Origin of the sequence: Thermodesulfobium sp. 4217-1, from assembly GCF_039822205.1 — a bacterium.
GTDB lineage: Bacteria > Thermodesulfobiota > Thermodesulfobiia > Thermodesulfobiales > Thermodesulfobiaceae > Thermodesulfobium.
Genome location: NZ_JBAGBW010000003.1, coordinates 41,705 through 64,071, shown reverse-complemented (window position 1 = coordinate 64,071; position 22,367 = coordinate 41,705). Strand labels below are relative to the sequence as shown.

Annotated in this window: 27 protein-coding genes; 11 read left to right on the top strand and 16 right to left on the bottom strand. The window is 35.6% G+C overall.

All coding sequences use genetic code 11. From position 1 onward, the window contains the following. Position 1: 1 nt before the first annotated feature. The 4 genes from atpF to V4762_RS02295 are packed head-to-tail and all read right to left on the bottom strand — an operon-like array spanning position 2 to position 1,807. Positions 2-487, bottom strand: coding sequence for a F0F1 ATP synthase subunit B (gene atpF / locus V4762_RS02310; RefSeq protein WP_347314156.1), 486 nt, complete (start codon positions 485-487; stop codon positions 2-4). 31 nt (positions 488-518) lie between these two features. Beyond that, a complete protein-coding gene (gene atpE / locus V4762_RS02305; protein ID WP_108308769.1) occupies positions 519-770 on the bottom strand; it encodes an ATP synthase F0 subunit C in 252 nt (83 codons plus the stop codon). Positions 771-816: 46 nt separating this feature from the next. Further along, positions 817-1,572 carry a F0F1 ATP synthase subunit A gene (gene atpB, locus V4762_RS02300; RefSeq protein WP_347314155.1) on the bottom strand — a complete coding sequence of 252 codons (756 nt, stop codon included), beginning with the start codon at positions 1,570-1,572 and terminating at the stop codon, positions 817-819. A 16-nt stretch (positions 1,573-1,588) separates the two neighbouring features. Next, the gene (locus tag V4762_RS02295; protein WP_347314154.1) at positions 1,589-1,807 is read right to left on the bottom strand and encodes an AtpZ/AtpI family protein; all 219 of its coding nucleotides are present in this window, start codon (positions 1,805-1,807) and stop codon (positions 1,589-1,591) included. 287 nt (positions 1,808-2,094) lie between these two features. On the opposite strand from V4762_RS02295, the gene V4762_RS02290 reads away from it, so the two are divergent. After that, positions 2,095-2,736: a lactate utilization protein gene (locus V4762_RS02290; RefSeq protein WP_347314153.1), complete on the top strand. Its 642-nt coding sequence runs from the start codon at positions 2,095-2,097 to the stop codon at positions 2,734-2,736. A gap of 3 nt (positions 2,737-2,739) precedes the next feature. Here V4762_RS02290 and wecB read toward each other — a convergent pair whose 3' ends face one another. Genes wecB through V4762_RS02270 form a run of 4 tightly spaced genes read right to left on the bottom strand, consistent with a single transcriptional unit; the run spans position 2,740 to position 5,763 of the window. Continuing rightward, positions 2,740-3,891 carry a non-hydrolyzing UDP-N-acetylglucosamine 2-epimerase gene (gene wecB / locus V4762_RS02285; RefSeq protein ID WP_347314152.1) on the bottom strand — a complete coding sequence of 384 codons (1,152 nt, stop codon included), beginning with the start codon at positions 3,889-3,891 and terminating at the stop codon, positions 2,740-2,742. After that, positions 3,884-4,903 (bottom strand): glycosyltransferase family 4 protein, encoded by a 1,020-nt coding sequence (locus V4762_RS02280; RefSeq protein WP_347314151.1) that lies wholly within the window; start codon positions 4,901-4,903, stop codon positions 3,884-3,886. Before V4762_RS02280 ends, wecB begins: the two co-directional genes overlap by 8 nt. A 6-nt stretch (positions 4,904-4,909) precedes the next feature. Further along, entirely contained in the window at positions 4,910-5,368 is a 459-nt protein-coding gene (locus V4762_RS02275) for a deoxycytidylate deaminase (protein WP_347314150.1), read from the bottom strand. Continuing rightward, entirely contained in the window at positions 5,365-5,763 is a 399-nt protein-coding gene (locus tag V4762_RS02270; RefSeq protein ID WP_347314149.1) for a RuvC family protein, read from the bottom strand. Before V4762_RS02270 ends, V4762_RS02275 begins: the two co-directional genes overlap by 4 nt. A 159-nt stretch (positions 5,764-5,922) precedes the next feature. Here V4762_RS02270 and rpsO point away from each other — a divergent pair, with 159 nt between their 5' ends. From rpsO to V4762_RS02220, 10 genes are read left to right on the top strand one after another with little or no spacing between them, the layout of a single operon-like run. Then, a complete protein-coding gene (gene rpsO, locus V4762_RS02265; protein WP_347314148.1) occupies positions 5,923-6,195 on the top strand; it encodes a 30S ribosomal protein S15 in 273 nt (90 codons plus the stop codon). Further along, positions 6,195-8,360, top strand: a complete 2,166-nt coding sequence (locus tag V4762_RS02260; protein WP_347314147.1) for a polyribonucleotide nucleotidyltransferase — start codon at positions 6,195-6,197, stop codon at positions 8,358-8,360. Before rpsO ends, V4762_RS02260 begins: the two co-directional genes overlap by 1 nt. Before the next feature lie 5 nt (positions 8,361-8,365). Continuing rightward, on the top strand, positions 8,366-9,013 hold the full coding sequence (locus V4762_RS02255; RefSeq protein WP_347314146.1) for an endonuclease III domain-containing protein: 648 nt from the start codon (positions 8,366-8,368) through the stop codon (positions 9,011-9,013). Continuing rightward, positions 9,010-9,681, top strand: a complete 672-nt coding sequence (locus V4762_RS02250; protein ID WP_347314145.1) for a PHP domain-containing protein — start codon at positions 9,010-9,012, stop codon at positions 9,679-9,681. The genes V4762_RS02255 and V4762_RS02250 overlap by 4 nt, the downstream gene beginning before the upstream one ends. Beyond that, a complete protein-coding gene (locus V4762_RS02245) occupies positions 9,669-10,733 on the top strand; it encodes an inositol-3-phosphate synthase (RefSeq protein ID WP_347314144.1) in 1,065 nt (354 codons plus the stop codon). The genes V4762_RS02250 and V4762_RS02245 overlap by 13 nt, the downstream gene beginning before the upstream one ends. A 1-nt stretch (position 10,734) precedes the next feature. Continuing rightward, on the top strand, positions 10,735-11,511 hold the full coding sequence (locus V4762_RS02240) for a lysophospholipid acyltransferase family protein (RefSeq protein WP_347314210.1): 777 nt from the start codon (positions 10,735-10,737) through the stop codon (positions 11,509-11,511). Further along, positions 11,504-12,238, top strand: coding sequence for a CehA/McbA family metallohydrolase (locus V4762_RS02235; protein WP_347314143.1), 735 nt, complete (start codon positions 11,504-11,506; stop codon positions 12,236-12,238). The genes V4762_RS02240 and V4762_RS02235 overlap by 8 nt, the downstream gene beginning before the upstream one ends. Next, positions 12,225-12,797, top strand: a complete 573-nt coding sequence (locus V4762_RS02230; protein ID WP_347314142.1) for a CDP-alcohol phosphatidyltransferase family protein — start codon at positions 12,225-12,227, stop codon at positions 12,795-12,797. The genes V4762_RS02235 and V4762_RS02230 overlap by 14 nt, the downstream gene beginning before the upstream one ends. A gap of 55 nt (positions 12,798-12,852) precedes the next feature. Then, positions 12,853-13,719, top strand: coding sequence for a lysophospholipid acyltransferase family protein (locus tag V4762_RS02225; protein WP_347314141.1), 867 nt, complete (start codon positions 12,853-12,855; stop codon positions 13,717-13,719). After that, entirely contained in the window at positions 13,716-14,816 is a 1,101-nt protein-coding gene (locus tag V4762_RS02220) for a glycosyltransferase family 4 protein (RefSeq protein WP_347314140.1), read from the top strand. The genes V4762_RS02225 and V4762_RS02220 overlap by 4 nt, the downstream gene beginning before the upstream one ends. Here V4762_RS02220 and V4762_RS02215 read toward each other — a convergent pair. From V4762_RS02215 to V4762_RS02180, 8 genes are all read right to left on the bottom strand, one after another. Beyond that, the gene (locus V4762_RS02215) at positions 14,806-15,264 is read right to left on the bottom strand and encodes a universal stress protein (protein ID WP_347314139.1); all 459 of its coding nucleotides are present in this window, start codon (positions 15,262-15,264) and stop codon (positions 14,806-14,808) included. The two genes, V4762_RS02220 and V4762_RS02215, sit on opposite strands and share 11 nt — an antisense overlap. A gap of 15 nt (positions 15,265-15,279) precedes the next feature. Further along, positions 15,280-16,095, bottom strand: a complete 816-nt coding sequence (locus tag V4762_RS02210) for a polysaccharide deacetylase family protein (RefSeq protein ID WP_347314138.1) — start codon at positions 16,093-16,095, stop codon at positions 15,280-15,282. Beyond that, positions 16,092-17,963 (bottom strand): type II secretion system protein GspD, encoded by a 1,872-nt coding sequence (locus V4762_RS02205; protein ID WP_347314137.1) that lies wholly within the window; start codon positions 17,961-17,963, stop codon positions 16,092-16,094. Before V4762_RS02205 ends, V4762_RS02210 begins: the two co-directional genes overlap by 4 nt. 19 nt (positions 17,964-17,982) lie before the next feature. Continuing rightward, positions 17,983-18,498: a hypothetical protein gene (locus V4762_RS02200; protein ID WP_347314136.1), complete on the bottom strand. Its 516-nt coding sequence runs from the start codon at positions 18,496-18,498 to the stop codon at positions 17,983-17,985. A 12-nt stretch (positions 18,499-18,510) separates the two neighbouring features. After that, complete coding sequence (locus tag V4762_RS02195; RefSeq protein WP_347314135.1) at positions 18,511-19,236, bottom strand: hypothetical protein; 726 nt, start codon at positions 19,234-19,236, stop codon at positions 18,511-18,513. Then, complete coding sequence (locus V4762_RS02190) at positions 19,233-19,799, bottom strand: PilN domain-containing protein (RefSeq protein ID WP_347314134.1); 567 nt, start codon at positions 19,797-19,799, stop codon at positions 19,233-19,235. The genes V4762_RS02195 and V4762_RS02190 overlap by 4 nt, the downstream gene beginning before the upstream one ends. After that, positions 19,789-20,721, bottom strand: coding sequence for a type IV pilus biogenesis protein PilM (gene pilM / locus V4762_RS02185; RefSeq protein ID WP_347314133.1), 933 nt, complete (start codon positions 20,719-20,721; stop codon positions 19,789-19,791). Before pilM ends, V4762_RS02190 begins: the two co-directional genes overlap by 11 nt. Before the next feature lie 113 nt (positions 20,722-20,834). Then, positions 20,835-22,358: a 2-isopropylmalate synthase gene (locus V4762_RS02180; protein ID WP_347314132.1), complete on the bottom strand. Its 1,524-nt coding sequence runs from the start codon at positions 22,356-22,358 to the stop codon at positions 20,835-20,837. Positions 22,359-22,367: the final 9 nt, after the last annotated feature.

Genomic DNA, 22,367 nt, shown 5'->3' with positions numbered 1-22,367 from the left:
CTTAGTTCTTACCCATTTTTTGTAAATATTCTGTAACAAATTTTGTTTGTACGGTTTTGTCCATTTCTTTCTCAAGGAGTTTTTCTGCAAGAGTAATGGTAAGATTAACAACTTCCACTTTTAGCTCAGCTATTACTTCTGCCTTCGCTCTATCAAGATCTTTGGAAGCATTTTCAACTATTTTCTGTGCTTCATCTTTTGCTTTTTTAACAATGTCATTCTTAACATCATCAGCATAAGCTCTTGCCTCTTCTACAATCTTTGAAGAACGAGCCCTTGTTTCCTCAAGTTCTTTTTTTGATTCTTGTAAGAGCTTTTCTGCCTCTTCTCTTTCATTTCGAGCCTGCTCTATCGCCCCTGCAATAGCCTTTTCTCTCTCTTTAAGAGCATTATTTATTGGTGGAACAACAAACTTTGCAAATAGAAAGAAGAATATAAAAAAGGAGACAATAGTCCAGAACTCCAGACCAAATTCAAAATTCATCATTTTTTTAGATCTCCCTTAAAAGAATAAAAGACTAATGCTTAGGAGCAGCAAACAAAAGGATCATAGAAACAGTAAAACCATAAAGAACCTGAGCTTCAATAAAGACCAATACCAAAATCATATAGGTACGTAGTGGTCCAAGAAGTTCTGGCTGTCTTGCAAGAGCGGTCAAAAAATATCCACCCAATATACCCATTCCTGCGCCACCACCAGCAGCGGCAAATCCAATAGCAACACCTGCGCCCAACTGAGCCAAACCAAGATTTATACTTACTGCATCCATTTAAAAACACCTCCAAAAATTTTTAATTAAAGTTGTGAAACAAAAACTAATGTTCAGGTGCAACAGCACCAGCAATATACATTGATGTTAAAACAGCAAAGATTATCGCTTGAAGTGATTTTACAAAAACTTCCAAGAAATACATTCCCACAGAAGCAGCGAAAGAAACAGACCCGAGCATTATGCCACCCATAAATGCTCCTGTCGCAAGCAGTGCAAGATAAATCAAAACACCGATTATAATGTGTCCAGCCATCATATTGGCAAATAACCTTATTGCCAATGAAAGAGGCCTTGCAAAGTGGCTAAATACCTCTATGACAAAAACAACCGGAATAATAGGAGCAGGAAGACCAGGAACAACTATACTTTTTAGATATCCGCCTACACCGTTCCTAATAACTCCCAGAACGTTATAAAGGATAAACACAAATATAGCCAGGACAGCAGTTGTATTGATGTTGCTCGTCGGAGTATAAGTCCCAGGGATAATTCCTATGAAGTTTGATGCAAAAATAAAGAAAAACATAGATGCTATTAGTGGGAAGAATCTCTCTACATCTTGCCCGTGCATAAAACTCTCTACCATGTCCTTTTTGACAAAGTCGACAAAAACTTCAAACATTGTAACCAGCCTATTAGAAGGTATAACCGTCATGTTCTTGCTGCAATAAAACAAAAACAGCAGCATAATAACAGACGCTATCCACATCCATAAAACTGCCTGTGTAATGCTTAAATCAAAACCAGCAATGTTTATTGGAATGATCTTGTGTAACATAAATTCTTCTGCGATATGCAACTCTTTTCACCCCCTTTCATTTTTGATTTAAAATTTGCTTTAAAATAATCCATAATCCAGAAAAAACTCCTAGTAAGAGCCCAAACAGAAAACCTACTATTCCAAATCCTAATTTCTCTTGCAAAAACCACCCTAATAAAAGCCCTCCTAAAGTTGATCCTAAAACGTTAAAGCCCAACTGAGCTACATGTAAAGGCGGGATTTGTTCTTTTTTAATTTTTTTTATAGAACTCACCCCTAACTACAAAAATCACTTATAGGTTAATAGATTTTTCTTATCATGTCAATAATAAAATTTTACATACTAATTAGATCTCCAACATTGTAATTTTAATATTGTCAAATGTCACTACTTTTGTCAGAACAATCTTAATTTTCTAAATAAATAAGATTTATATTAATAGAAACTTTATTTCTCAAATTAATAAAAATTTATTTATGATATAAAGCCTTTAAATTTAAAAAAACAATTATATTTAGTGATATCATTAACTATAACAATTTTTAATTGGAGGGAAGAAAATGGATTCAAATTTGCAATGGCACGGTGAAGTGTTTGGGAAACGGGTTGTAGAAGCTTTGAAAAAAAATAATTTTAACGCTGATTTTTTTAGCACAAGAGAAGAGCTTATAAAAAGGCTCTTAGAACTGATTCCTGAGAAAGACATCATAGGCGTTGGTGGATCTACCACAGTACAAAATCTCGGAATACTCGAAATTTTAGCTAAAAGAGGCAATCTAATTTTAGATCACAATAAAGCTGGTCTTTCCTCAGAAGAAGTCTTAAACTTAAGAAGAAAACAGCTAACTTGCGATACTTTTATGACAGGATCAAACGCAATAACTCTTGATGGAAAACTTGTAAACACTGATGGAGTGGGAAACAGAGTTGCATCAATGATATTTGGACCAAAGCAAGTTATAATCCTGGCCGGCACAAACAAGATAGTAAAAGACGAAGAAGAAGCCAGAAGAAGAATTAAAACAATCGCAGCCCCAATCAACAATAAGAGGCTAAATAGGCCAAATCCGTGCACCGTAACAGGTGAATGCATGGATTGTCAGGGTCCAACAAGAACATGTAACATCACTACAATATTAGAAAAGAGGCCAAGCCTTACCCCTTTTAGCGTGTTTATAATAAACGAGGAGTTGGGTTTTTAAAGATTATTCTTCATAGTCATAGTGAAAATCTTCAGGCTTTTCTTGACTAAGCTCAAAAAAGTATTCTAAAGATTTCAATATTCTAAAAGAGGCTCTTCCGTCACCATAAGGATTGAGCTTCTTTTTCATTGAAGAGTAAAAAACAGAATCGCTCAAGAGTTTTGCTGTGGTGTCATAAATCTTTTCTCCATCTGTCCCGCTTAATATTACAGCATTTGCTTTCAGGGCCTCAGGCCTTTCTGTAGTCTTTCTCATAACGACCACGGGCACGCCCAATGAAGGAGCCTCTTCCTGGACACCTCCCGAATCTGTAAGTATAAGATAGCAGCTCTTCATAACATGGATAAATGTTTCATAGTCAAGGGGCTCAAGCAAGGATATTCTTGGATTATTGCCCAGAATATCCTGTGCATCACGTCTTATTTTTGGATTCATATGAACTGGAAAAACTATTTGTATATCATTAAAATTTTCAACTAACTTTTTAACTGCTGAAAAAATATTCTTCATCTCGTCCCAATTCTCTCTTCTATGGGCAGTAATCAAAATCTTCCTTAGTGAAGAGTTTATTATTGGGTTTAATGCAGGTGGGAAATCATAATCTCTTTTGGATATATTTAGTAAAGAATCGATCACGGTGTTTCCAGTGATGTATATATCATCTTTTTTAACGTTTTCTCTAATTAGATTGTTAAAAGATGTAATAGTTGGAGCAAAATGCAAATCAGCAAGGCAAGTCGTCATCCTTCTATTGATCTCTTCGGGGTAAGGGTTGAATTTGTCATAAGTTCTCAGTCCTGCTTCCACGTGTCCTACTGGCACTTTATGGTAAAAAGCCGATAGCGCACCTGCATAAGTCGTCGTAGTATCTCCCTGAACAAGAACGATAGAAGGGCTAACCTTTCTCATGATGGTGGAGAGACCCTCCAAAGCTCTAATAGTTATGCCCTCAAGGCTCTGGCCTGGTTTCATGATGTCTAAATCAAAATCGGGCTCAATATTGAAAATCTTTAAAACCTGATCCAACATCTCTCTGTGTTGGGCGGTAACCACTACGATTGGTTCAAAATTCTTTGATTCTTTTAACTCCAAAAAAAGAGGAGCCATTTTAATAGCCTCAGGACGCGTACCAAAAATTAGCAATGCTTTATGCACTTTTTCTCACTCCAATAACAATAGATTCAATTAAAAACAGAAAGAAATATCCAAAAATCAAAAAAGAAGCAGTAAACAAAAAGTACTCCTGAGGCAGAAAGACAAAGAAGAAGACCAAAGATCCTACCACAGTTATACCTCTAAATAAAAAATTAATCTTTCTGACACTCCATCCTTTTTCTAAAAGTACATGATGAAAGTGTCCTTTATCCGGGGAAAAAATCGATTTCCCTGATATAGATCTTCTTATTATAGCCCATAAGGTATCCGCTACAGGAATTATTAACATAATTATTATAGAAAAGAGTGTCACCAGCGTAAGCCCCTTCATAAAACCAGACACAGAAAGCAACCCTATTATAAATCCTACCGTCAAGGAACCGCTATCGCCCATAAATATCCTTGCAGGGTTTATGTTAAAGACAAAAAAACCTGTCATTGAAAACAGAAGCAATACCGATATTACAAAAACAAAATTTCTGTCCAGAACATATGAAACGATTGCCATAGATAACAATATTAATATAGCGACTCCAGACGCAAGTCCATCCATGCCATCTACTAAATTAAGAGCGTTAGATAGTCCCACCAACCAAAATATTGTAAAAAAAAGGGAAAGTCCCCCAAAAAAAAGATACCCTATAAAGGGAAAATAAATATAATCAATACGAAATCCTAAATTGAAAGCCACTACCGAAGCGAAAATCTGAGCCGCCAATTTTACCAGAGGGTTAATTCCGAATAGATCGTCATATAACCCAAGTAGAAAAACTGGAAGAATACAAATTAAAAAATCAACAATCTCAAAACCTTTTACAAAAAAAGAATACATAAACATAGAAATTAAAAAAGGTATAAAAAAACCTACTCCGCCAAGTCGAGAGATTAATTCATTATGAATTTTTCTACTATCAGGCTTGTCATAGATTTTTAGCTTCTCAGAGAAAAAAATTACAAATTTTGTATTTAGCAGTGAAAATAAAAAAGATATTAAGCACATAAGAAATAACAAAATAAACTACACCTCTTTTTCATCAGGAATAAATTTTATCGTTTCAATCCTTGCCTCACCTAACATCTCCAAAGAAAGAGGATCGGGATAGTCTCCTTGATAATATATTTTAATTATTCCTGATTGAATTAACATCTTTGCACAGGTTATACATGGTTGATTGGTAACATATATCACTGAGCCCATCAAGCTAACACCGTACATCGCCCCTTGAATAATAGCATTTTGCTCAGCATGCAAACCTCTGCAAAGTTCTTGCCGCTCCCCAGACGGAATCTTCAGTTTATCCCTTAAACAGCCTATATCCAAACAATGTTGGAGCCCAGAAGGAACACCATTGTATCCAGTTGACAATATTCTCTTGTCCTTAACAATGACTGCGCCAACCTTCCTCCTTATACAGGTTGAACGTGTGGCTACTAAATTGGCGATTTGCATAAAGTAAGAATCCCAATCTGGTCTCAATTATTTTTCTCCTTTTCTTTCAAATATCTTTCAGCTATTATTACTGCTGAAATGTCATCAACAGGCTTATCAGCATAACCAATTATTCTATAAAACAGTCCTTTAATCCCTTTTAGTGAATTTATATATCTCCACTTTGCCTCTACAGAACTATTTATCTCTGATACTATTATAACTTTTAAATCAGGATCGACTTCCTTTATCAAGCTTACGATTTCATTGTGCCCCGTGCCACTTCCAACAATTATATTTTCGATTTCATAATTATGGATAATCTCGGAGAATTCACTTTTAAAATTATCAAATAATATTATCCCTTTGACAAAAACTTTATAATCATTGCCTAAGATTGCATAACCAACCTTATATCTCCCTGCGTCAATCCCTAAAATCAAAATTTTAACCTCACTTTTTGAATATTATACATTTATGATAGAATAGATCTAAATGTTTGACTACTAATATCATATGTTTTCAAACTTACCCTATCTAGGCATTGCAAGATTACAAACGACATTGCTTGGATAGTGGATTTATTATTTAAGGAGGATTTTATGTTAGAAAAGGAACTTAAGAAGAAGGTAATAGAAGATTTCGGTTTGCATGAGAACGACACAGGCTCAGCAGAAGTACAGGTAGCAATATTAACTTATCGTATTGAGAAACTTGCAGAACACTTGAAAGAGCACAAAAGCGATCTTCACTCAAAAAGAGGGCTTTTGAAAATGGTCAATCAGAGAAAGAGACTACTATCTTATGTAAAGGGCAAAGACATAAACAGATACAGAAAGCTGATTGGCAAACTTGGCCTTAGAGAAACTGCATAATGAGTGAGGTATATAGCCTTACAAAGGAAATCGCAGAAGGCATTACGATCAATATAGAAACGGGTCTATTGGCAAAACAAGCTAATGGCTCAGTTACAGTAAGATCTGGTGATACTATCGTATTTAGTGCAGCAACTATGTCCAAAGAAGCACGCAGTGATTTAGATTTTATGCCTCTCGTAGTCGATTTCGACGAAAAGATGTATGCAGCAGGCAAGTTTCCTGGCGGCTTCTTTAAAAGAGAGGGAAGGCCTAGCGAAAGAGCTATACTTTATAGCAGAATTATAGACCGTTCTATTAGACCGTTGTTTCCCAAGGGACTTAGAAATGATGTCTGTATATCAGCTTTCCCGCTCTCAATTGACAATGATTTTCCAGCAGATGTACTTACTATCATCGCAACCAGCGCAGCCCTTTGTATATCAGACATCCCATTTGGCGGTCCGATAGGCGCAGTTAGAGTAGGCAAGATTGATGGAAAGTTTATTTTAAACCCCACAATAGATCAAATTGCAAATAGCGATATAGACATTGTAATCGTTGGAAAAGAAGAGAATATATTGATGATTGAGGGAGGATTCAAAGAAATACCTGAACAAGAGATAATTGAAGCAATAAACTTTTCGCTCCCTGTTATAAAAAATATATGCGATCTACAAAGAGACCTCGTTTCAAAAATAAATCCATCCAAGAGCTCTGTTTACATTCAAGAGCCTACAAAAGAAATTATAGACGCTTTAGATAAAATTCTAACGGATGAAATCACCAATAACTTCCCGCTCAAAGCCAAAATAGATTATGAAAACTTGGAAAAAGCATTAAAAGAAGAGATGATCTCGAAAATCTCTGAAAAATTCGGAATAGAATTCGTAGAATCAAATATATTGCTGTTGAATCAAGCGTTTCAGAGTAAATTTAAAAAAATAGTCAGAAGCTATATTATAAAAAACAACAAAAGGCTCGATGGCAGGGATCTCGACGAAATAAGGACCATTACAATTCAAGTAGGCATATTACCTAGGGCACACGGCTCGGCTTTGTTTACCAGAGGTCAGACGCAAGCCCTTAGTATTGCTACATTGGGGACTCAAGAGGACTCTCAAATAATCGATACACTTTACCAAACAAATAGCGAAATAAGAAAAAGATATATGCATCATTATAACTTTCCAGGATTTAGTGTAGGCGAAGCTAGACCCTCCAGGGGTCCAGGAAGAAGAGAGATTGGGCACGGAGCTCTTGCAGAAAAGGCATTGGTTCCAGTTCTACCCAAAGAATCAGATTTCCCATACACTATTAGGGTGGTTTCTGAGATACTTGAGTCAAACGGCTCATCCTCTATGGCATCTACATGTGGATCTTCTCTTTCGCTAATGGATGCAGGAGTGCCAATATCAAAACACGTTGGCGGAATAGCAATGGGTCTTATTTATGAAAAGGAAGACAGCATTATTCTGTCTGACATCACAGGGTTAGAAGATGCTTTAGGCGATATGGACTTCAAAGTCACAGGTACTGTTGATGGAGTTAGCGCACTCCAATTGGACGTAAAGGTCCCGGGCATACCTCTTGATGCGCTCGTAAGAGCAATTGCCAAAGCAAACAAGGGTAGAAAATTTATCATAGACAAGATGACAAACACAATATCAAGCCCAAGAGAAAAGCTTTCAAACTATGCTCCTAGAATAGAAATGATTCAAATTAATCCAGAAAAGATAAGCGACGTAATTGGCCAGGGCGGCAAAATAATTAAAAAAATTATAGAAGAGACAGGATCCAAGATAAGCATTGAACAAGATGGCAAAATTTTTATAGCATCTAATTCTGGAGAGAGCCTGGATAAAACCATTGAAATTATACAGAATCTTGTAAAACCGATAATCCCAGGACAAATTTATACAGGAAAGGTAACAAAGATTTTTAATTTTGGAGCTTTAGTTGAAATATCACCAGGCAAAGAAGGACTCGTTCACATATCTGAGCTCTCGAAAACAAGGGTAAAAAATGTTGAGGAAGTTTTAAGCTTGGGTGACGAAGTAACTGTAAAGGTACTCGATCTTGAAAGCAATGGGAAGATAAATCTCAGCATAAAAGCCCTTTCAGAAGACCCATCAGAGAGTAAAGGCGATAGATATCAAGGAAAGCAAAAAAGGGTAAATAGATAACTAAAATGATCTCAAATAATAGCAATACTTATTCTGAAATATTAATCAGGCTTCAAAAGCTTTATCCAGAAATAAAAAGTAAATTGATTTTTAATAGCCCTTTTGAGTTCTATGTATCTGTAATTCTATCTGCACAATGTACCGATGAAAAGGTAAATTTTGTTACAAAAGACTTATTTCAATACCTGAAAAATTTTGATGATTTAAACAGTATTTCGTTAGATAGTTTAGAAAAGGCAATCCATTCAACTGGATTTTATCACAACAAAGCAAGGTCTCTAAAAGAGGGAGCAAAATTTATACTTGAAAATTTCGGGGGGAATTTGCCCAATGACTTTGACAATCTAATTAAAGTTCCAGGCATAGGCAGGAAATCTGCCTATGCCATTTTAGGCTATGTATTTAATAAAAGCGCTATAATTGTTGACACACACGTGAAAAGGCTGGCAGTAAGATTGTCCCTTTCCAAAAAGGATGACCCATTAATTGTTGAAAAAGAAATAGCCTCTAATGTTGAAGAAAAAGATTGGTTTAAGTTTTCTTATTTTCTAAACCAACACGGAAGAACGATATGTACCGCAAAAAAACCCAAATGTCCAGAATGCGTTTTATATGACATTTGCCCAAAGGTAGGCATATCAATAAATAAATGAAATATAAAATTGACTTGCATATTCACACTAACTTTTCAAAGGATTCAAATATATCAATTGAAGATTTACGTAAAAAAGCGCTGTTAAATGGCATAAACGTAATTGCTGTCACAGACCACAATACAATAAAAGGAGCACTACTTGCAAAGAAGAAAATAAAAGAGATTGAAGTCATAGTAGGTGAAGAAATCCTTACTTCAGAAGGAGAAATAATTGGGCTTTTTTTGCATAGTGAAATTAAACCTTTTTTAAGCGCAAAAGATACCATCAACCAAATCAGGGAACAGGGAGGGCTTGTATATATACCCCATCCATTTTCTGTCTTTAGAAGTGCCCTAAAAAGTAATGCCAAGAAACTACTAATAGATCAATTTGATATAATTGAATCGTTTAATGCAAAATCATTACCATATGAAAATTTTGTTGCAAAGAGATTTGCGAGTCAATACAGAAAGGTGGACGCAGCAGGAAGTGATGCACATTCGATAGAGGGATTTGGTAGAACTTATTCTTATGTTGAAACAGATTTAAACTTTTGTAGGGACAATTTAGTCAAAATCTTAAGCCAATCTACAATTTTTGGAAGATATTTTTTTGTGGAAAATATTTTTTATAAAATATCAGCAAGTTTTCAAAAAAAGAAAGGAGTTTTAAAATGCAAGAAATAAGAGTTGCAATAGTAGGGGTTGGAAATTGCGCCTCATCTCTGGTACAGGGCGTTGAATTTTATAGAAATTCAGAAAAAAACCCTATAGGATTAATCCATGATGAGATAGGGCCATATAAATTAGAAAACATTCGTTTTGTTGCTGCTTTTGATATTGATGAGAGAAAAGTTGGCAAAGATCTCTCAGAGGCCATATTTGCAGAGCCAAACAACACAATAAAAATCCATGACGTTCCAAATCTCGGCGTAACAGTTATGCGAGGGCATACCAACGATGGTATAGGAAAATACGCAGCTAGAGCAATAATAGAATCAAAAGCAGAACCTGTCGACGTTGTAAAAGTTCTAAAAGAAGCAAAAGCAGATGTGTTGATAAATTACTTACCAGTGGGCAGCCAAAAAGCCGCCGAATTCTATATGAACTGTGCGTTAGAAGCAAATCTTGGTGTAATAAACGCAATACCAGTTTTTATAGCAAGCAAAGAAGAATGGGCAAAAAAATTCAAGGATAAAAACTTGCCCATAATAGGCGACGACATAAAATCTCAATTGGGAGCCACAATACTGCACAGAGCACTTACACAAATTTGCCTTGATAGAGGACTTGAGATAGAGAGGACATTCCAACTTAATGTTGGCGGCAATTTAGACTTCTTGAACATGCTCGAAAGAGAGAGATTGGAATCAAAAAAAATTAGCAAAACCAATGCGGTAAATTCTCTAATGCCAGAGCCAATGTCAGAAGAAAATATACATATAGGGCCATCAGATTATATTCCGTGGCTACACGATAGAAAATGGGCATACGTAAGAATAGAGTGCAAAGCCTTTGGTGAAGTTCCATTAAATATTGAGTGCAAGCTAGAAGTTTGGGATTCTCCGAATTCTGCCGGAATAATAGTCGATGCAGTAAGGTTAGTAAAATTGGCAAAAGATAGAAAATTGGGAGGCCCGATAGTCAGCGCGTGTGCGTACTTGATGAAAAGTCCACCTGTACAATATCCAGACACCCAAGCAAGAGCAATGCTTGAAGATTTTATAAAGGGAGAATAATCTGTCTTTACTGAAAAAGTTAATAAAAAGGGTAATCTTTGGCATCTACTGGGACAATAAGAAAAAAAGAGAAGTCGTACTCGACAATTATAAGTTAATAAGCAGCGCATCAGGTCAGCAAAACCCAGAACAACTTGCCAAAGAAGCCCTTGTTTCATTTAGCGACTATATATACGAAGTTATCACGTTAATTTTTAACAAGAAAAAATTTAACGTGAGGTTTTTAAATTTAGAATATCTTGATGAGGCGCTTTCACTTCAAAGAGGGGCAATTGTAAGTACGGCACATATTGGCAATTGGGATATTGGAAGTCTACTTGACCATAAAGACTTAAAGCTCAAAGTTGTGGCCAATCTAGACTTTCCACTTGCCGGCTATATCATAAAGCTAATTCGTTCAAGAATAGGCTTTGATGTAATCCCTGCAAAAAATGGCTTAAGAGAAATAATAACATCTCTTAAACAAAATCGTCCTCTTTGTATGCTAAGCGATATATCATCAAATTTTCCTTCAGAATATGTAGATTTTTTAAATCACAAAGTTTCTTTTCCAAAGGCAGCGTTTCAAATAGCGTCATCAAGAAACTGCCCAATTTTACCAGTTTTTATAATCAGAAAAAAACCATTTGACTTTGACTGTTATATAGAAAATTATATTGAACCCAAGAAAGATTACAGGATAGCTATGCAAGAATGGGCAAACTCTTTCGAAAAATATGTAATCAAGTACCCAAATCAGTGGTACATCTTTCTGCCTATGGAGATAAAAAATGGATAAAAAATTTATTAAAGGCGACCTTCACATACACAGCAGCTTTAGTGATGGAATAGCTTCGCCAGAAGAGATTGTAAAATATGCAGCAAGAAATACTGATCTTAAAATAATAGCCATAACCGATCACGACAACATAAAGGGCTCTCTAAAAGCAGCCGAATTAGGCGAAAAATATGGCATAATTGTCGTTCCAGGAGTCGAAGTAACTACGCTCCAGGGCCATATAATATGCCTTTTTATAGACAGGCATATTAGAAAATTCACTAGCCTTTACAAAACTATAGAAATAACCTATGAATCAGGAGGAATAATAGTTCTCCCCCACCCAATGAGCCCCCTAACATACAGCATCCCACTTCGTTGTATAAAAAATATATTTAAAAAAGAAAACTTTCCGAAACCAGACGCAATAGAAATAATAAATCCTACACTTGCTGGCAGAGTGATTAGACAAAAGGTGATAGATTTAAATAAGACATTAAATTTAGCAGAACTCGCAGGAACCGATTCTCATACACTAGACACAATAGGAAGTGCGTATACGCTGTTTCCAGACAACGTAAAAACGCTTGAAGACGTAAAAAGAGCTATAATAAATAGACAAACTATAGCATGTGGAGAATTTTGGAGCATAAAAGAACATTTGAGAATTGCAAGAACAAGGCTAAACTCAGACATTAAAAATATTGCACAAAAAATAGGTGGCAGGTTAATAAATGGAAATAGATAAGAGAAAATTAGTAAAACCTATTATTTATCCCATAGCGAGCTTCCTTTCAAAAATGAATATTTCTCCAAATTCATTAACTATTTTTTGTACTCTGTTAACTTTTGCAGCATCTCTCTCAATCATCTTTCTACCAGGACTATTTAGCGCAATATTTTTACTAATTGCTGTTTCTTTTGATTCATTAGACGGCGCAGTAGCAAGAATCTCTGGTAAAATAACCAAATTTGGCGGGTTTTTAGATTCTACACTCGATAGGCTTTCAGAAGGCTTTATTTTCTCCTTTATAGCGATATATGGAATACTAAATAACAATAACCTGATTATAATTTTTTCTTTTTTAGCAATGATCTTTTCATATATGATTTCTTATGCGAAAGCAAGATCTGAGTGCGATAACGTCCCAATAAAAGGTGGGCTTATGCAAAGACCAGAGAGGTTAATATTGTTAATCGTATCTTTAGCATCAGGATATTTGTTGCTGGGCCTTATAATACTTACAGCTCTATCAATTTTTACAACTTTTCAAAGGATTTTTATTGCATTTAAAGGATACAGATAGTTTGAAAAGTTATAAAATTTTTAATTTCAAATTAATTTAAGGTTAATGTAAGATAGTGCTCTATAAAGAAAGGGCTCAAATTTTTCTATGCAGTCTTATCCTTAAAACTATAAATCTTTTAGCGCATCCAATTTCACATATTATGATGTCTCTTCACAAAAAAGGGTGCCAAATGTCCAGGCTTAGGTTTAAGTCACAATTTCCATCCTTAAGCGAAAAAGAGCTAGATTCTATGGTAGCCCAAAATTTTTATAACTATTCAATTTATTATCTTGAAGTAATTTTTTTACCGTTTATGGTTAAATTTATTAGATATTTTATAAATGATTTTGATGCTTCATATTCAAACATCAAAGAGTGTTTTAAGAGAGCGAATGACAAAGGGATAATAGTTACTACAGCACACTTTGGAAATTGGGATCTCGGGTCCTTTTTGATAGCTTCTGCAGCAAGAGAATGTAATAAAGAAGCATTTGCAGTGGTAGAATCCATAAAACCAAATTGGCTATTTAACTTCTTCAAGAGAATTAGGAAGAAAGTTGGACTAGAAATAATACCTCTTAACAAAGCTACTGCTATAAAGTCATTAAAGGAGTTAAGAAATGGCAATGTAATAGCTCTTGTGGTCGATAGGAATCTAACCAGCCACGGAATTAAGACCACTTTCTTTGGCAGAGAGTGCATATTCAATGATGGCCCATCAATTTTGATTAAAAAAACAAATCCAAAATTTTTTGTAGCTGCTTTATATAAATCTAATAATAAATATCAAGTATATTTTAAAGAAATAGAGTACAATGTTGAATGCTCAAAAGAAGAAATCACAAATTTGATAATAAAACATATAGAAAACTTGGTAACAATTAGCCCAACTCAATGGTTTATCTTTCAACCGAATTGGATTGGAGATGATTATAGTTGAGAATAGCGCTTGTTAGTCCATACTCTTTTTCCTTTAAAGGTGGAGTTAACACCCATCTCTTTTTTCTACAAAAATTTTTCGACAAGCAGAATATCGAAACTCATATAATTGCGCCTGCTGAACCAGGAAAAATACTCGCATATAATATAGATCACGCGAGATTTCACACAGTGGGGCGTTCACTTCCATTTATGACAAATGGCTCAATAGCAAGGCTCGCCCCAACTCCAGGCGCATTAGGAAAAATACTCTTGCTTAAAGAAAGTTTTGATATTTGGCATATACATGAACCATTCGCACCAGGTCCATCTCTTTTTTCAGTATTCGCACTTAACAAACCTATAGTGGGAACGTTTCATGCCTACTCAGATATCCCATTTCCTTTCGAATGGTTTAAACCAATATCAAAAAGATTTTCAAGCAAGGTAGCTGTCAAAATTGCTGTATCCGAAGCGTCAATGCATTTTGCCGAACAATATATATCTGGTGATTTCAAAATTGTACCAAACGGAGTCAATATTGATATATTTGCACCCTGTGAAAAATATCAGAACCCTACAGTCCTTTTTGTAGGTAGGCTTGAAAAAAGAAAAGGCCTTGACGTAATATTAAAATCATGGAACAAAATTTCTAAAAACTTTCCCGATGCCCAGCTCAGAATTGCAGGATATTCTACCGAAAAGAAAATTAGTAAATTTCAAGAATTAGAAAGCATAAAATTTCTGGGAGAATTAAGCGAAGAAGACCTTGCAAAAGAATATTCCAAAGCTTGGATATTTTGTTCGCCAGCATTGGGAGGAGAAAGCTTTGGTATGACTATTTTAGAGGCGCTCTCTTGTGGCACTGCGGTAATTGCATCGAACATTACTGGTTACAGAACCCTGTTAAAAAACGGTCAATATGGATTATTAGTAGAGCCAAACGACCACATCGATCTTTCGAATAAGATATGCTATTTAATCAAAAATAAAGACGTAAGAGTAGATTTAGAAAAAAAGGCAAGACCTTATGCAATAAATTTTTCATGGGAAAAAATTACATCATCGCTAATTGAACTTTATAAAGAGTCAGAAAGTATCTTTAAATCTAAGTTATAGCCACCGTTTCTATTATTGGCTCTATCTCTCTAACCTTAGCGACAAGCACCGGCCTTACAGAATAAGTAAAAACCTTGTCAGACACAGAGCCCAGAAAGAAATGGCTTACACCAGATCTCCCCCTACTGCCGACAATTATTAAATCGACATCTTCTTTATCAGAAATATCCAAAATTTTCGAAGCGGGACTGCCTTTTTCAACTCTTGTTTCAATTTTTATACCATCAAGCTCTATGTTTTCAAAAGACTTTTCAAACACATTTTTTGCATTTTTATCGATTCTAAGATCAAGATCCTCATCTGATAAAGAATAATCGTTTCTCGAAAGTATCTTTTCTACATAAACTGCAATAATCTTATATTCAACTTCTTTCCTAGCTATCTTTACTGCCCAAAGTGCTGCCTCTCTAGAATATTTAGAACCATCGACAGCAACAAGAATTTTCATATTTATCCTCCTTATTCATCGCAGAGCTCCAGATAAATCAGTAACTCTATAATTTTGACTCTTAAAATACTTTATCATCTCAGAAAGAATCACAGGAGTAGTTTTGCTACCAATATGAAGCAATATTATGCTCCCATCTTTTAAATTATTATATATTCTCTTTTTCTCTCTATCAACAGTCATATTATCCTCCCAATCAAGAGAGTCAATAGTCCAATACACTGTCTCATATCCCAAAGATTTCAATACCCCTCTCACCCTATCGTTTCGTGCTCCATAAGGTGGTCTAAACCAAGGCCTTGGATCCTGACCAGTAGTTTCAATAATAATATTTTGGGCCTTTAAAATATCTTCTTTGATCGCCTCATCGGACATTTTTGTCATATCGTGATGCGCATAAGAATGGTTTCCAACTTCAAAACCATGCTTAGTAATCATACTAACAAGATTCGGATATTTTTCACAAAACGGACCTGTAAGGAAAAAGGTTGCTTTGACATGATTTTCAGATAGAATATCTAAAATATCTGGCAATCTGCTTCCGTCCGCACCTGCATCAAAGGTTAGAACGACAGTTTTGCCTTTTGCCCTATCAATCTCATATCTTGAACTATAAGTTTTAGATGTTTCATCAATTTTCCTATCTGTCTTGTCCTTTGTGTTGCTTGTATTCGAAGATGTACTATTGTTTTGAACATCAGAAATATTTTTTTCAACAGTTTTACTACTGTTTTGAACTTTATCAACGCTTCCAACTCTACCTTTAACAAGATAAAAAACCAAACCTATAGCTAAAGCTATAGTAAGAACAATAAAGAACTTTTTTATCACAAGCTACTTTTTACGACATGAGGTGTAAGTAAAAATATTACTTCTGTCTTGCTCTTTAGACGATAATCATATCTAAACATAGGTCCAAGTAGTGGCATATTGCCCAATCCTGGCACAGAAATAGTTTGTTTTCTATCTTCATCGCTTATAAGACCACCGATATAGAAAGTCTGTCCATCCTTTACTCTTGCTGTTACATCAGCCTCCCTAATGGTTGTAGTAAATGGTTGATTGATCTGAAGTTGAGAAATATCACCATTAAACGCAGAAACAGAAGGCGTAACATGAATCGTTATCTCACCATTTTCGCCTACAAAGGGAGTAATTTTTAGCAAAACACCTACGTCATATTCATTTGTAGTGTAGGTCACGTTTCCGCCAGTAGCAGAAGATACCTGAGGTATATACAATTTATCACCTGCAAATACATAAGAATCCTGACCGTCTAATGCAAGAATTCTTGGATCAGAAAGTATTTTCCCATTGCTATTATTTAGCTGAGCATAAAGAGATGCAGTGATATTAGAAATAGTACCCGTATAAACACTAGATTTGCTCTTAGACGTTCCATAAGTCCTTGTCGCAGTAGCAGTTCCTGAGAGCTGAACGTTATTTGGCCAATTTATGCCAATCTCTTTAATCCCTTGGTTATCAAGCTCAATAACCATTACCTGAACTTCAATTTGTTTAAGCGGTGTATCAAGATTTTGGAGCAAATTTTCTGCAATTTTTTGTTTATCTTCTGGTGCTATTACAGTAATGGTATTGGTTCTATCATCATAGAGTACCTTACCCGAGCTGTCAGTAGAGTTAGATGTGGATGCTGACTCGCCCCCGCCAGAAGATGATGCAATCTTTGTTGAAGAGAATGATGCGCCAATACCCTCTGCTATCAGCTTTGCCACATCAGCTCCCTGTCTCATTGTGGTTACCTTGTTTATAGTTAACCCAGAGGCTCCTCCACCGCTGCCTCCGCCAGAAGTTGCAGAAGTAGAAGTCTCTATAACAGTTTTATTCCCGACATTATATAACTTATATACCCTGATCACACCAAAGTTACTCAGATCTTTATTGTTACCAATCACAAGAACATTCCCAACCTTTTGCATTGAAAAATTGTTAATCTTCGTAACAAGTTTAATTGCATCATCAACGCTTATATCTTTAAGATCTACGGTAACGGATCCCTTAACAGAATCAGATGCTACCAGATTATATCCGCCTAACCTCGCAAGAGTAGCCAAAACATCCCTTATATCAGCTCCCTTAAATGCCATGTACGATATCATAGGAGAATTATCTGATTGAGCCTGAACCTGCTGCGTATTATCAATATTCGAATTAAGACTTGAAGGGTTATAACCCTTTGGGTATAAGCCAGAATCTAAATTGTTTATATTTCCAGAACTTGAATTATTTTGATTAGAAACTGTATTCTGAGCACTTTCATTTGTTGCAGATTTAGCAGCTTCTTTTGGCTGGAATTTTAAGACCAAAACATTATCTGCCGTCTTTTGGATGCTTACGCTGACGTCAGGATCTCTAAGATAAGCATAAAGCTCTACGCCCTCTGGAACAACATAATAAGAAAGATAATCAATTTTTGATAGATCGGCAAAAATTTTCTGTCCTGGTTTTAGGGAAAGCGAAGTATTTTTAAATGTGAATTTTATGGAATCAGGATAATTAAGCCTTTCCTGGAGGACACTGTTAAGATCTATGGGACCAGAAAAGGTGAGCGTCAGTTCATCGTATGTACTTTGGTTGTTTGTACCTATGTTAACAAGCGCAGTCTTATCAGCGGCATACGATATGGTTGCAAAAAATAAAAAAGATAAAAATAAACAAGATCTTAAGATCCATTTCATAAAATTCACCTCACATATTTTATAATTCATAGGTTTTTGTTTGCCCCGAAGAAGTTAGCACTACACTGTTTAGGTAAACATCTACAACCCTTATGTTGCCCAGTATAATATCGCCACTTCTAACTGTATATGTTTGTTGTCCATTTTCTATAATGGCTGTCATTTTATCGTTAACTCTCATAATCCCCACCAATCTTAAACTCGTTGGAAATGGATTCATTTTAATCATAGGGAAATTAGTATTTGAACCTGATGAACCTTGCGCGTTTGAGGAGTTCCCCTCGGAACCAATAAGTGGGATAAATGGATCAGACCTGCCTATTTGGACTTTTGGCTTTTCAAGAGTTTCTGGGTTGATAATACTATTTGACACATTAGCCTCCTTATTGGTCACAGAAGGCTTAGGGGTTTGAACAACTTGAGGTTTATTGACATTTGATTGAAATAATTGAGGATAAACGTAAATGCCAGCTACTAACAAAAGGATTATGATTAGAACACCTAGTAAAATTTTCATTTTCTTTTGCTTATCCATATTTATTTCTCCCTATTTGGACCTTGACAGATCGTAAAACCCGTCTAAAGTCATATCAAGTCTCAAAGTTTTTTCTTTTTCAGAATATCCAACTATTTGAAATCCACCCAAAGTAATTATCTTTGGGAAAGTGCTTAAGCTTTCCATAAATTTCTTCATCGCATCGTATCCGTGAAAGTCTACCTTAAGCGCAAACTTTATTGTCCTAATATTAAGTATTCTCTCAGCATCTGCATAAGGATTGCCTGAGGAAGGCTGGGCAACTTTGTTGTTAGATTGATTCTGCTGATTTGCTGGTTGCAATACGGTTTTGCTAAAAGTCGCACCGCTGTTAGACTGCTGTTGAGGCTTTTGCTGAGCGATAGGAGCTTGAGATATCCCTTCTGGCTTAAATTCCACAAGGGTTCCGCCAGATGCCTCAATCAAATTCGACAAATCCACAAACATCTTGGCCATATCGTTTTGAACTATAAATCTCGATCTTATTTTCTCAACTTCAGTGTTTGCTTGATTAAAATCTTTTCTTAATGCAGCCAGAGCAAGAGATTTGTTCTTATACTCGTTTAACTGCAATTGTTTAGCATCAAGAGTTGTTTTTTGGGCTAAAAATTGTTGGACCTGAGGAAACAAAAAGAAGACTCCAAAAAACACAATAAACAAGAATGAAAGCATTGCAGAAAGTAGCTTTTTCTCTCTGAAAGTTAAATTTCTAAAGTAGTTTAATATGGTGTTTTTCATCTTGAAACCTCAAAATCAAAAATGAAATTAAAGGCATTATTCGAATTTTCTTTGTCTTTACCGGGAACTCTTATAATTTCATCCAGCCTGGGGTTGGAAAGAATTTTGGATTTCGATATCAAGTAGTAAAAGTAAGGCGGAGAGGTAGAACTTAATGAAGAACCATTCAGAGTATAATGCAAACCGTCAATCTTTAATGATGTAATCCACGTATCTGCAGGTATTGAAGATCTAAGCTCCTCCAAGACTCCAATATCTCTTTTAGATCTTTGATCAATACCTTGCAAAACTTTATTGGCTTCTTGCAATTCATTTTTTCTCTTCAATAGAACGTCGTAATTTAGCGCATCAGGCATAAGCACTGTAATCTGATTATTTACGCTAGTAATCTGAGATGAAATATAAAAATTTAAGGCAAACGCTGCTCCTGTTAAAATTAAAAGAACAAAAAAAACAGCTACAGGAATAAGAAAAACGAGATTTTGATTAAAATCACTACCTTTTTCTACAAATTCCTCTGGCAGTAAATTTATTATATATCCTAAATAAACATTATCCTTCATTTCTCATCCCCAACCCTACTGAAATACCAGAGTATTTTACTGCATTTTCATCAAAGCTTCCCTTCAAAACCTTGCTTGGAACAATCCTTGCCTCACCAAACGGGACGCTAACCTTCTCTTTTATATAGTTAAATAGTGGCTTGTCGGCTTCGCTTCTACCGACATAGCTTAACTTACTGACATCCTTGTTAACTTTATCAGAAAGATAAAAACTAATCGTTCTTTCAATCTCGGACAGGAGCAATTCCAGACTACCAGTATCATTTTTTATAAGGTTATCATATGAAATCAGAATAAAACGCTGGTATACTGGATAACCATCGTCAAGGATCAAGATGTTAACTCCCTCAGAAAATATCTTCATAACCATCTGAATTCCAGAAGTTATTTGCTCACCCATCGCCCTTGCAAGAGCTAAGATTGAAAGATCTATCTTGCTAAGAGTCAAACCGGCTCTATTAAAAGAGTCTATAAACGGATCGACAATTCTTCTTGGAACTGCAACCAAAAGTGCATCAACAAAATTGTCATTTCCAATATGGACATCCCTCAAAAAACAACTGTCAATGTATGCCTCTTCTGGCGGTATTGGCAAATATCTATCAGCCTCAGATTTTACTACAAGGGAGACCTCATCTGCGGGAAGCATTGGGAGCCTGATGTTTTTTAAAATAATTTGCGTGCCATGAAGCCCTAAAACAAAATTAACATTTTTAAATACCCCAAACTGCTGCTCGAGCAATGAAGAAAAAGACTTTATACTTTCGATATTCGAGTCTTTAGTATAAGGCTGAGGCAGCAAAACATCTTGGTATTTTTTCAAAACAAAAGAAGACTTGAGATTATCAACCTGCGAAAATCTCAATACGTTGCCGTCTATTTCTATCCCACAAAAAAATTTTTTCTTTTTAAAAAGAGACAATTATCCTCCACCCACAATAAGTTTATTTGACCAGCGCAATAATAATAATCTTTTAAAAATATTCTGTCAATAATATTATTTGTAATCATTATACCCCACCCCCGCCAATTTTTTTACATTTGCATTGACTTATACCCGATTATTCTATTAACTGAGCTAACAAAAGCTTTAGCAGATGCCACAAGAATATCGGTATCAGATCCTCTGCCAATAAACACCCTGTCATTGGAATCTTGAACTCTTACTGTAACTTCTCCCAGAGCATCTGTCCCGCCCGTAATTGCTTTAATGTTAAAGTCCATTAGATTAAGCTTCATTTTAACCATTTTTTCTATAGTCTTATAAATTGCATCCACAGAACCATTGCCTATTCCTGAATCCAAAAGCCTTTCCCCAGAACTATTTTCCAATACCACAGTAGCTGTTGGATAAGAATTTGTACCAGAATAAATGCCCACATAATGAACTCTATAAGATTCTTCTCCCTGGAAGAGGATGTCATTAATAAGCGTTATGAGATCCATATCATGAATTTGTTGTTTTTTGTCAGCCATCTCCTTAAAAGCAAGAAATGCTTTATTAAGATCGTTTGGAGAGAGTTCAAATTCCAAGTCTTCTATTTTTTTTCTAAAGGCATGCCTTCCAGAATGCTTGCCCAAAACCATCTGCGAACCAGTAAGCCCAATAAGCTCCGAATCGAGTATTTCATATGTCCTCTTATCCTTTAGGACTCCGTCCTGATGAATCCCTGACTCGTGGGCAAAGGCATTTGCACCAACGATAGCCTTATTTGCTTGTACATTCATTCCAGTTAAGGATGATACAAGCCTGCTAGTTCTATAAATTTCCTGGGTGACTATATTGGTATAACTTTGATAAAAATTCTTTCTAACAAAGAGTGCCATCACAATCTCTTCAAGAGCCGCGTTCCCTGCCCTTTCACCAATTCCATTAATAGTACATTCGACCTGGGTCGCTCCAGCTTCAATAGATGCTAAAGAATTGGCGACAGCTAAGCCAAGATCGTTATGACAGTGAACTGATATATCTATGTTTTCTATTCCTGGCACATTATTTTTTAGATAACGAATCATTTCAACCATTTCATTTGGAGTAGAATAACCTACCGTATCTGGTATATTGATTGTCTTGGCACCCGATTCAATGGCCACACTAACACATTGAGCAAGAAATTCCATATCGCTTCTAGATGCGTCTTCCGCAGAAAATTCTACATCAGTGCAAAGAGAACTGGCATATTTTACAGATTCTCTTATTTTAGTAAGGGCCGCTTCTCTTGAAATTTGGAGTTTTTTCTCCAGATGTAAATCAGAAGTAGCTAAAAAAGTATGAATTCTTGGTTTATCGTTATCTTTTATGGCATCCCATGCCCTATCTATATCTTCTTTTTTTGCCCTTGCAAGGGCCGCAATGATAGGCCCCTTCACCTCTCTTGCAATTTGCTGGACAGCTCTAAAGTCACCTTCTGATGCTATAGGAAAGCCAGCCTCAATGATATCAACATTGAGTCTGGCCAACTGCTTTGCAATCTCACATTTTTCCTCGTTGTTAAGACTTACGCCTGGAGATTGCTCTCCATCTCTAAGCGTCGTATCAAATAATTTTATCCTTTTCAAAGGAATCAC